The organism is Corallococcus sp. AB018, from assembly GCF_003986945.1.
Taxonomy (GTDB): domain Bacteria; phylum Myxococcota; class Myxococcia; order Myxococcales; family Myxococcaceae; genus Corallococcus; species Corallococcus exiguus.
The window spans coordinates 91,169-102,820 of the sequence record NZ_RAWR01000001.1 but is presented as its reverse complement, the minus strand read 5'-3'; the positions used below and the strand labels follow the sequence as shown (position 1 = coordinate 102,820).

Sequence of the window (11,652 nt, the reverse complement as noted above, 5' to 3'; positions counted from 1 at the left end):
CTGTCCGACAGTCGGACAGGATTGAAGGACCGAGGCGGGGGACCACCGTGCCAGCCGAGCTGCGGAAACCTGTCCGACAGTCGGACAGGATTGGAGGACCGAGGCGGGGGACCTCTGCTCCAGCCGAGCTGCGGGATTCTGTCCGACAGTCGGACAGGTTGGGACCGTGTCGGGCGGAAGGTGCACGGCATTGATGTTTGGGCGCTTGGTGCGGCGCGTTACGGCTTGGCCGCGACGCTTCCGGTCGTGGAGGGGCTGGCCCCATGAGCCCTCCTTCTCAGCGGCTGAGCCAGCTCCTCCCGGGTCTCTACTCGGCGCGGGACTTCACGCTCGCGGATCAGCCGCTCCTCAAGCTGCTCGCCGTGCTGGGCATGGAGCTGGATGCGTTCGCGCGCGCGGTGGATCAGCTCTGGGATGATCATTTCGTGGAGCGTGCGGGTCCGCAGGCGCTGCCGTTGCTCGCGGAGTTGATGGGCGCACGGCTGATCACCGACGACCCTCGCGTGCAGCGAGGTGTGGTGGCTCGCGCGGTGGCGTGGCGCCGACGGAAGGGCACGCTCGCGTCGCTGGAGGAGGTGCTCTCCGTCACCAGCCTCTGGGATGCGGAAGTGGACGAGTCCTTCCGTTCCCTGCTGGAGACCCAGGACCTCAACGACCTGCTGCCCTGGCGCGGGCGCAGCGCGGTGCTGTGGGATCCCATCGGCCTCGCGGATCCGCTCACCCGCCGCTCGCCTGGCATCGAGCGTCCCCGCGCCGGTGTCCCGGAGCGTGGCCCCTTCATTGGCATCGCGCCCGGGGAGACGCTGGACCAGGCCTTGCGCCGGCTGGGGAGCGCGGATGCGGGCCGTGTCGCCGCGACGCCGCGCACGCTGGACCTGCTGGGCTGGGCACGTCCGGATGTCGCCCTCATCCGTACCGCGCGCCTGACGCCCGTGGAGTTGGAGGAAGTCACCCCGGCCACCGTGCTCACGCTGCCCAACGGCTACCGGGGCTTTCGCGTGGATCCACTGGACCGCGATGGTCCCCTGGTGTGGCTCAAGCCCCTGGAGCGCGCGGACCTCACTGGAGGCCTCACCGCTCGCCATGAGCCCGCGCCTCCGTCGCTCGTCACGGGACGCACGGCGGCGATGCTGCTCACCCCTACCTCGCTGGCCGAGGACGCCGACGCCGCTGAACGCGCGGATGCCATCACCGTCTCCGTCGACGGCATTCCGCTGGTGGGACCGGAAGCCCTGCCGCTCCTGCGCGGACCGCTGCCCACCGCGCCCGTGGGGCCCTCGCCCACGCTGCGTTTCGCGGACCGGGGCAGGCCTTCGCCCGGAGACACCTGGCGACTGACGCTGCTGGCCGCGCGTGAGAACTCGGACACGGTGCTCCTGTCCACTGAACTGGTGTCGGACGCACTGAACGCCGTCACCGTCTCGCCGGAAGCGAACCAGCTCCTGGGCGGCACCACGGCGGCGTTGCTCGTGGAACGGGTGAGCGGTGAGCCGCGCCTGCGCGACGTGGACGGCACGTGGCGCACCCTCACCGTGGGTCTGCGCCAGGGGCCTCCTCGCAGCAATGCCATCCGCGTGGACCTGGCCGGTGCGCCGTGGGTCGCTCGCATCGAGCAACACCTCGCGGATGGCAGTCTGCGCCTTGCCCGCTTCGACGTGAGCGCTGACGGCGCGCCCTGGCAGGTGGCGGAGCTCATCGGCGCGTTGCCTCCAGACGGTCCAGGCATGTCCCTGGCCATCGCTGGTGACTCACTGTTGCTGGTGGCACCGGACGGCACGGGGAAGCTGGGCGTGTGGTCGGTGACGGGCCTGGACACCGCGACTCCGACGGGGACGCGGTTGGACACCGCGAGCCCACGGCAGCCCTCGGCGCGACTGGATCCCAGCCTGTGCGTGCGCGGCGGCCGGGTCTTCGTCTTCGGCGGTGACCTGGGCGGTGCGCCCACTGGAGACCTCTGGTCGCTGCCGGTCACGGGCGGACCGTGGCGGCCCCATGCGGTGCGCAACCGCCAGGAGCGCAAGGCCGCGACGCTGCTGAGCACGGCGCAAGGACTGATGCTCCTGGGCGGCGAGGCCGTAACGGGAGAACTGGCCGTGCCGGTGATGCTCTGTGATCCGGCCTCCGCGAGCCCTGTCTGGCGCCCCCTGGCCCCACTGCCCATCACCGCGAACCTGCCCGGCACGCTCGTGGCAACCACCACCGCCGACGGCGTGGAGGCGCTCGTCTGGGCGGACACGACGCGTCCTCAACGGATGACGCTGAAGGCAGGCGAGGATGCCTGGGTCGCCGGACTGCTGGAGGCCTCGGGGACGAACCCGCCGGTTCCGGGCGAAGCGCTGTACGTCGACGGGCGCGTGCTCCTCACGGATCCGGCGCCGCTGCCCGCGTCGGAGGTCGTCTTCTCACTGGGCGGGCGGGGCTACCTGGCCTTCCTGCCAGAGCTGGCCCTGCTCCCGGATGAACTCCTGCGTTTCAACGTCGCCAACGACGGCGCCGCGTTCATCGAGCCTCGCGAGGGCCAGCCGCTCCCGCTCGATTCCCGGCCCGGTGGTGCGTACCACTCGCGGGATGCTTCCGTCGCCGGCGGTGCGCGGCGCTATTCGGTGCCTGGGCGGCTGAGTCGCCACCCGTTCCAGCTGCGCCAGCGAAGCCTGGGCCCGTGGACGACGCTCGCTCCGAGCATCGCCTCCGGCATCGTCGCGGTGGATCCACGCCTGGGCCGCGTCGTGCTCCAGGACGACGCTCCCGTGGGCCGCGTCACTGTCTCCGCGCGGGTAGGGCGGGGCGCCTCATTGGGAGCGGGGCTGCTTCCGCCGGACCGCCGTCCGCCCGCCGCGTGGGCGGAGCCGGACTTCCCGTTCATCGATCCGCCGGACCGTCCTGGCGACCGCTCCGGCGCCGGCCTTCCTGTCACCGCGTGGATCTCCCCGGAGCGCGCGGGCGGAGTGCTGGCCGCCGGAGGCCAGGAGCGGCCCATCGTCGCCACCGTCGCGGACGGACTCCAAGCCGTAGCGCTTCCGGCGCTGGCGACTGGAGGCCAGGCGCGACCCATCGTCGCAACCGGCGCGCCGCCGGTGCTGGCGACTGGCGGCCATGCCCCGCCGGACATCGTGAACGTCGCGGAAGGAAGCCCAGCCGGAGCACCTCCGGTGCTGGGCCTCATCGGTTCGCCGCGTCTGGCTCCGGAGCGTCTGTCGCAGGGCCTGGACAACGGGCTGTCCCTCTTCGCCGCGGACACGGGCGCGGCGCCCTGCATCGGCGCGGACGAGCACGGCCTCTCGCTCGCGCTCTACCCGGGCTTCGGCGGCAGCGCGGCCACGCGTGTGTGGCTCGCGGGTCTGTGGCTCGCGGGACGGCTGGACCTGGTGCTCGCTCAAGGGCAAGCGGATCTGCGCTGGTGCAACCTGGGCGTCCCCGGACAGGTGGGCCTGTGGATGCCGGGCGGTGGGCACCAGGACATCAGCGCGCGGCGTTCGCTGCCTCCCTCCGACGTGGAGCTACGCCTCTACGGCTGCATGGTGGGCGTCATCGAACTGCCGCCCTGGGTGCACCTCATCGCCGCGGGCTGCACCTTCGACGCCGGAGACCGCGACGCCGTCGCCATCCGCGCGGCGGGCGCGACCGTGCGACTGCGGCACTGCACGGTGCTCGGGGCTACGGAAGCGGGCGTGCTGGAGGCTTCCTCCTGCGCCTTCGCGGGCGAGGTGCGCACGGACCGGCCGGACCTGGGCTGGCTGCGCTACAGCCTCTTCGCGCGCGGCGGACAGCCTCCGGTGTCGCACCAGTCGCGGGTGCATACCGTGTCCGTCCAATCGAACCGCCAGACGGACCCGGGCTACCTCGTCCTGGGCGACAACAACGGCCTCGAAGCGCTCCACGCCTCCGAGCGCGGTGGAGTCCCCGGTGCCCACGACGAGCGCTCCGACCACGAGCGCGAACTCTCCGCGCGCACCGACGACAGCATGCCCATTGGCATCACGCCCTTCCACGCCGACCGCAGCCAGGACGACCTCGTTCGGATGAGCCGACCATGACCGTGAAAGCGTACACCTCCAGGTCCCGCTTCGACGAAGCCCGGCGATTCTCCGGCGTCTATCAGCAGATGGGGCGCATGAGCCTCGACGCTGACTGGAACGAGGAGGTGCGGCTGCGCACCGTGGACTCGCGCCGCCGCTCCGCCGACGTCGCCGAGGGCTCGCCCGACGACGGCTTCCGAATCGTCGACACGTACCTGGTGGATCCCATCCGCAACGTGCTCGGCTGGACGGGGCAGGGCCTGCCCGCGGACGACGAGCGCATCATCCCGCGCGAGCTGCGCCTGGACCGCTATGACTCGGAGACGCTGCCGTTCGTGGTTCGCAGCCGGGGCCACATCGCGCTGCGCCGCACGCTGCCCGCGCCGTTGGACCTCACGGCAGTGCCGCGCTCGGACCGCACCACCTTCACCGCCTCCGTGCTCGTCATCGGCCTGCGCTTCGAACGGCCACTCACCGACGATGAGTTCATCGACCTGCGCGTGGTCGTCGCGGACACGGAAGGGAACGAAGCGGTCCTCTCCGCCGGTCTGGGGCAGCGGCCCACGGGATGGAACGACGTGCGCTTCCCCGTCGCCGCGTTCGCGGGCGTGGACCCGACGAAGCTGAGTTCCTGGGGCGTGCTGGGCCTGCCGCCCGTGGCCCGCACGTGGGTGGCCGCGCTGCGCGTGGAGGACGCGGCGCTGGGGGCCGATATCATTATAAGGGGTGGTGACGGGACGCTGCCGGGCGCGGGCCGCATGCTGCTCGACGGCGTGCGCATCTTCCTGGAGCAGGACCTGCGCTACTCCGTGCAGCTGGATCTACCGGAGGCGGATCCGCTGGCGGCGCTGCCCACGGACGGCTCGAGGCACCACTTCTTCTTCCTCGACTGCTGGGAGCAGACCACCACCCAGTACGACGACGCGTTCCTGGAGGAGCCCGCGCTGGACGGCCAGGACACCACCGTGCGCCTGCGGCTCGTCACCCAGGTGCGCGCGCTCCAGGGGCTGTCTGACACCGACGCGGAGGTCCTGCCCACGCCCACCAGCGGCGCACGCCTCACCACCAACATCCCGAAGGGCGCGCTGCCGGACCGCTTCCCACCAGAGCCGCTGGACCCTTGCCGAGACCGCTGTCTGTCCACGGAGAACGCCTCCACGGGCGAGGGCTACACGGGCTCCGACAACCTCCATTTCCGCGTGGAGTTCTTCCGGGGCGGCGCGCAGCCGGTGGTGCTGTGGTCGCGAGACAACGGCTCCACGGTGCTCCCGCTGACCGCGCCCGCGGCGGCGGATGCGATGACGCTCCAGGTCTCCCCCGCGAGCGCCGCGAAGCTGCGTGCTGGCGACCTCGTCGTCATCGAAGACCGGGTCACCCGGCTCCAGCCGGAAGGCCCGTCGCTGCCAGTACTGCGACTGCTGCGAGGCGTCCAGGCGGACACGGGCAAGCTGGAGCTGGCGGACGCGAGCACGGTGCTCACCACCGACCCCGTGCCGCTCCCCGTGGGAGGCACGCTGGGCCGGGCCTTCAGTCCGGAGCAGGGCGCGGTGGTGCGCCGGTGGGACGGCGGCGACCTGCTGGTGCCCAACGTGCGCTACCGCTTCGACGATGGCATCACCCTGGCGTTCGGCAACACTGAAGGGCGCGCGACCGAATACTGGTCCTTCACCGTGCGAGTGCGCGCGGCGGACGGCGCGGCCCGCGGGGAAGTCGAGCAGCTCACGGACGCGCCCGTGCACGGTCCGGTGCACCACTGCGTGCCCCTGGCGCGAGTGACAGGAGGCGAGACGCGAATCTTCGAGGACCTGCGGCCGCGCTACCTGCCGCTCGCCCAGGTGCGAGACAGGTTGGTGGAGCTCTCCGAACGCGTCATCGGCCCGGGCGTCTTCACGGTGGTGGTGGGCGACGGCGTGCGCAGCTTCGGCGACGTCGACCAGGACCTGCTCGAAGGCATCACCGGCGACGAGGCGCTCCAGGCGGCGGTGGACCGGATGGGAGGGCAGGGCGGCTCCATCTTCGTGCGAGCCGGCCGCTACAAGCTGGAGCACCCGGTGCTGCTGCGCAACCTGTCCTCCGTGCACCTCCTGGGCGACGGCGAGGCCACCGAGCTGCGCACCCAGGGCTCCGGCGGCGCCTTCTTCGTGGACCGCTGCGGCCTGGATGGCGACGTGCGCATCGAGGACCTCAAGCTGGTGGAGGCCCCCTTCGAGGACGTGGTGATTGGCGGAGGCCTCCAGCCCGTGGTGAAGGCGGTGAAGACGAGCGTGGCCATGTCGAACGGCCAGCGCTTCGTGCCGCTGGTGGAGGTGGACGACGACCGGGTGCTGGAGGAGGACGACGTGAAGCACCCGTCCGCCGAAGCCGACTTCGTGGACGTGGTCGTCGACCGCATCAAGGCCATTGTCCCGGGCCAGGGCCGCGCGGCGGGCTCCGTGGTGGCCACCCTGGTGCAGCTGCGCAAGCTGCAACGCCAGCATCCAGGCCAGCCGCTGGAGGACGTGCCGGAAGCGAAGCCGCTGCTCGACGCGCTGGCGGCGCTGCCTCACGGCGTGGTGACGCTGGCGGACTCCAGCGGCGTGACGCTGCGCCGCTGCCACATCCAGGCGAACCAGGCCGGCTCCGAGGCGACAGGCGTGCTGGTGACGGGCACCTGCGCTCGCATCGTCATCGACGAGAACCGCATCGGCGCGGCGACAGGCATCGCGGTGGCGCCGTATGCCCCGTATCTCGCGGAGCGCTTCCTCGCGTCCTTCCCGCGCGCGGGCCTCTTCGTGGACGCGCTGGCCATCACCAACAACCGGCTCCAGCCGCTGGGAGACGCGACCACGGGCATCCACGTGGCGGACGGGCGGCTGGCGGGCGTGGAGGTGCGCGGCAACAGCGTCCAGGGCTTCCAGGTGGGCATCCTGGTGCAGGACCTGGCGGAAGGGGGACTCGCGGGGCCGGTGGACCGCGTGGTGGTGGCGGAGAACCAGATTCTGGGATCCGCGGCCGTGGGCATCCAGGTCGCGGGCGACGGCGTGGACGTCGTGGGCAACGAGATCCGCAACGCCGTGTCGGACAGCCTGTTCCAGGTGGGCATCCAACTGGTGGGCCGGGCGCTGCGTGTGCGCGAGTCGTGGATCTCCCTGCCGGCCGTGCCCGCCGCGTCCGTGCTGGGCGTGGTGGCCGGCATCGTCGTGGGCGACGGCCTGGATGACGGCGCGTCCAACGGCCGCCCCGCCTCGGACGTGGAGGTGGTGGACAACCGCATTGAAGGCGACGGCGAGTCCACGCCGGGCTTCGGCATCCTGCTGGGCGGTCCGCAGCCGGTGTTCGACGTGCGCATCCGAGGCAACGTGGTGCGCGCGCTGGGGGACTCGGCCGTGCGCACCTGGGGCACGGGCGGCGCGGTGGGACGCCTGCGCGTGGAGGACAACCGGTTCGAACAGGTGGCGCTCGCGGACGTGCCGTCGCAGGAGGACAACACGCTGGCGCTGTCCCGCCTGGACCCGGGCCTGGAGGCCGTGCTGAGCGCGGACGCGAAGTCCCGTCCCCGGCCGCTCGTGGAGGCGCTGCTCGCCAACGCCACGACCCGCGTGCGCGCTCCCCTGGACGCGGCGCTGCGCTGGCTGGAGCGGCTGACGCTCCGGGGCGCGGTGGTGCTCTCGGGCGTGGACGAGGCGCAGGTGCGCGGCAACCGGCTGCTCCAGGTGGGGCGCACGGAGGCCTACGGCGCGCCCGGACTCCCGGACGCGGAGGTGCGCGCGGCGGGCATCGCGGTGGTGTCCGGCTCCGGCATCACCGTGGAGGGCAACGAGGTGGACGGCGTGCACGCGCCGGTGACGACGACGCAGCCGCCGCCCGTGACGGGGCCGGTGAAGCTGCCGCCCATCACCGTGGTGCTCCAGCAACTCAGTGTCACGAGCTCCACGGTCCGCCCGGAGCGCGCGGACGTTCACGGCGCCGTGGTGGGCCTGTACGCCATCGTGTTGCAGTACACGGGCGCGAACGTGGACGGACGCCAGAAGGCTGGCCGGGGCCTGTACGGCCCGCTCGACACCCTGGTGGTGGAGCTGGAGGCCCTGGGGACCGTGCCCGACTCCATCCTCTCCGCGCTGGAGAACGACGTCGCGGAACTGCGCGCCGCCCAGAGCTTCAACGACCACACCCAGACCGCGCACGCGGTGCGCTCGTCGCTGAGCCGCGCCTCCAGCTTCACCGCGCCGGACCCCGTGTCCCAGGAGGCGTGGGACATGGTGGCGCAGTTCGATCTGGCCACCGTGTCCGGCAAGGACGCCGTGGCGACGACTGCGGACCGCATCAAGGGCGCCTTCGACTCACTGGTGCAGGGCCTGCCCTCCGACACGAAGGACATCCTCCTCAAGGCCCTGGCCCGGGTGCAGGGCGGGCCGGGTGACCTGACCGCGATCGTCACGCTGGCGGGGGCGTTGAGCCAGGTGGCCCAGCTGCGCGAGGCGCAGGCGCAGCGCGCGCGGCAGCCCGTCATCGGCCAGGCGGTGGGACCCAAGAAGACCATCATCGGGACCTTCGCCCAGGCCGCGCTGCAACAGCTGCCGCTCCAGCCGGGCACCCGGGACGCGAAGGCCAACACGGACGTGCTCGTGCAGCTGCGCCTGTCCAAGGAGGCCCTGACGGATCAGCTCCAGGAACTCCACCCCGCGCTGGCCTCGCAGGTGGAGGCGGACTACCGCGACGTGGAGCGCACCGGCGGCAAGATGCAGCCGGTGGTGGACCGCATGCGCGCCACGCTCAAGCAGGTACTGGACTTCACCGTCGGCGTGCTGCCCCCGTCGGACGTCGCGCCGGAAGACGGCACGCGCATCGCGGCGCAGGGGATCACCGCCACCATCGGCCTGTACGCCACGAACCTGGACCGGCAGGCGGCGGGCCTCGTCACGGAATCCGACGACACGGTGGAGAAGCAGCTGCGCGCCTTCGGCACCGCGGTGGGGCAGCTGGGCGAGCTGGTGAGCGGCGACGCGGAGCTGTCCGCGCTCTCGTTGCAGGCGCACCAGGCGGTGGTCGACGCCATTGCCCAGCCGCAGAAGCGCATGGAGCAGGTGGCCATCGCCCGGAGTCTCCTGGACCGCATCCGCGTGCAGACGCTGGAGGTGCTGCCCATGCCCCTACCGCCCGTGCCGCCGAAGGCGGAGCCGCTGGAGCGCTGGGTCTCCGCCCTGGGCGCGCTGGTGCTGGCCGTGCGCGACATGGCGCCGGGGCCGGTGCTCAGCGGCTCGTTGCAACTCTACCTCTCCCAGTACGACCGCGTGCTGGACATCGCGGGCATCCAGGGGCGGCTGCGCACGCTGGCGCTCCAGCGCGTGAGCGACGCCATCACCGCGCTCACCAGCGGCAACGGCGGCGTGCCCGCGCGCCAGGCCCTGCACCTGCTGGTGGACGAGCCCGCGACCACCGCCGCGGAGGCCGTCGCCAAATCCAGCGCGGTGACGGCCGAGCTGGACGCCGCCGCGGTCCTGCTGCGCGCCGTGGAGCAGGCCCTGGACCCCGCCGAGGACGACGCATCGCGAGTCGCGCGGCTCCAGGAGTACCTGCGCCAGCGCTCCGACAAGGTCTCCGCGTCGCTCGTCGCCGTCGTCACCGGCATGCAGGAGCTGGACGGCATCCTGGACATGCTGCGCAAGTCGCTGGAGCAACTGGCGCGCGGCGAGGCCCCGGACCCCGGCGACCTGGTGGATCCCGTCTTCGACACCTTCCCGTTGCCCGCGGACGGCCTCTTCGTGTCCGGCGTGCAGGGCCGCGTTCGGCTGGCGGACAACACCGTGCGCGACACGGCCACCGGCATCACCGCCCTGGGCGCTGCGGGGCACCTGCTGACGGAGGCGCCCACGGATCCAGGCTCGCTGCTGGACGTGGACGGCAATCGGCTGGAGGGCTGCGCGGTGGCGGGCCTGCGGCTGCGGCCGGACCTGTCCGTGACGGTGGTCTCCGACAACCACCTCTTCGCGTGCGCGGGCCTGCCCACCGCGGGCGAGCCCGGCCTGGGCCAGGCGGTGGCCTCGTTCGTGGGCTCCGGCGAGCTGGTGGTGAAGGGCAACGTCTTCCTGGAGAGCGGCAACACGCTGCCGCAGGCGGTGCTCCACGAGGTGGCCATCGACTGGCGAGGCGAGACGGTGGTGCGCGGCAACACCGTGCGCCACGCGGGCGGTGGTGGCGGAGGCGCGGGCGTCCTCGTCGTCACCGACACGCTGCCTCCGGACCTGGTGGCGAAGCTGTCGCGCGTGCCCTTCCTCGCCACGGACCCGGTGCCCAAACCGAGCACGGATGGCCGCACGGTCCCCGGCAACTCCGCGCCGTCCTCCATCGCCACGCTCGCGTCGGTGCCCCGCGTGGAGGACCTGGTGCAGCTGGGTTCGTTGAAGCAGAAGTTCGCCGCGGGGCCGGTGCTCAACCGCGCGCTCACGGTGACGGCCGCGGACTTCGCGCCCACCCTGAGCGCCAGCGCGGCGGCCTCGCGCTACCTCTCGGCTACGACGGCGCTGGTGCAGCCCGCGTTGGTGGACTTCCTCGTCAAGCCCCTCCCCATCCTTCCGAAGCCGGTGGTGAAGGAGAAGCGGGGCGTGCAGGTGGAGGGCAACGACATCACCGCGCGAGGCCCGGCGCTGCTCCTGCTGGGCAACGGCGGCGCGGTCATCTCCGTGGCCGTGTCCGGCAATGAGCTGCGCAGCGAGGGCGGCGTGGGCGCGGTGTACCTGCGCCGCGCGGACTCCACTGTCTTCAGCGGCAACCGGTGCGAGTGCCTGGACGCCGTGAACGTCGTCGTCCTGCGCGTGGAGAAAGCGCCGGTGACCTTCACCGGCAACGTGGTGCTGGGAGCGGAGACGGTGACGCCGCCCCCGCCTGTGGTGCGTCCCCAGTGGCTGATGCCCTCGGACAGGCTGACGCTCCAGATTCCCGTGGGCGGAGGCTCCACCCTGGGCGTGCCCCTGGACCAGGAGCTGCTCCTGGGCGGCCTCCAGCGCCGCCGCGACGTGGCGAGCGATGCCTTCTCCACGCTGCTCGCGGAGCTCGTCTTCCAACCCACGCCCCTCCCTCCCCAGGCCCGGGCGGAGATCCCCGCCAAGGGCGTGCTGGACAACACGACGATGCAGGACGTCCGCTCGAAGCTGCCCGCGACCATGGACGTGAGCATGGCGGCCCGGACGCTCTACGGCATCGCGGTGACCAAGGACGACTCGCCCACGAGCGCCCTGCGGGACCTGGTGGACCGCGTCGCGATGCACGCGGACAAGCCCGAGGACGTGCAGGGCCAGGTGCGCTCCGTGCTGACCGCGGCGGACGGCGACCCGAAGAAGGCCCTCCAACTGGTGGACAAGAGCGTGCTCGGCATCGACTCGGCGGCGTCCACGGTGAAGGAGAGCATCCTCAACGTCTCCGTGCTGCACGAGGTGCTGGCGGACTCGTTCTACACGGGCGGCACCACCGGCCCCATCCCGGTGCAGGACGCGGGCATCCGGCCCCTCCCGCCGGAGCCGCTACCGGATCCGTATGCCCACTCCGTCATCATCCTGGGCGGCTCGCGCGTGGCGGCCGTCGGCAACGCGACCACCTCCGGTGTGCACGTCCAGGAAGCCGACGCCGTGGTGGAGCTCAACCCGTAGCGCTGGAAGTCCCT

2 protein-coding genes are annotated in these 11,652 nt (G+C 72.3%); both read left to right on the top strand.

The window, feature by feature from the left end:
- Positions 1–263 precede the first annotated feature (263 nt).
- On the top strand, positions 264–4,034 hold the full coding sequence (locus D7Y11_RS00185) for a phage tail protein (protein ID WP_126932723.1): 3,771 nt from the start codon (positions 264–266) through the stop codon (positions 4,032–4,034).
- Entirely contained in the window at positions 4,031–11,638 is a 7,608-nt protein-coding gene (locus D7Y11_RS00180) for a right-handed parallel beta-helix repeat-containing protein (RefSeq protein ID WP_126932722.1), read from the top strand. Before D7Y11_RS00185 ends, D7Y11_RS00180 begins: the two co-directional genes overlap by 4 nt.
- Positions 11,639–11,652 lie beyond the last annotated feature (14 nt).